This window comes from Metabacillus sp. 84 (genome assembly GCF_050107715.1).
GTDB lineage: Bacteria > Bacillota > Bacilli > Bacillales > Bacillaceae > Metabacillus_B.
Genome location: NZ_JBNILN010000035.1, coordinates 1 through 294, shown reverse-complemented (window position 1 = coordinate 294; position 294 = coordinate 1). Strand labels below are relative to the sequence as shown.

Annotated in this window: 1 pseudogene; it reads left to right on the top strand. The window is 47.3% G+C overall.

What is annotated here, in order from left to right:
* Positions 1 to 38 precede the first annotated feature (38 nt).
* A pseudogene (locus ACQCV8_RS20195) lies at positions 39 to 294 on the top strand (CpsD/CapB family tyrosine-protein kinase); the annotation flags it as partial.

The window sequence follows — 294 nt, the reverse complement described above, 5'->3', positions numbered from 1 at the left end:
AAACCGGGTTGTCGAATCTATTGCAGAAGCGGGGCAAGTTGCAGGAAACGGTGAAAAAGAGCGGAGTTATGGGGCTCGATTTGCTGCTGTGCGGGCAAATCCCTTCGAATCCGGCAGAACTTCTGGAATCGGAAGTTATGGATTCTCTTATAAAAGAAATGACAGCAAAATATGATGTTGTCATTTTTGATTCCCCGCCCATCCTTACTGTGACAGACGCGAAAATACTGGCCAGCAAATGTGATGGCACCATTTTGGTGGCAGATACCGGCAGAACGGAAAAAGCTTCGCTGA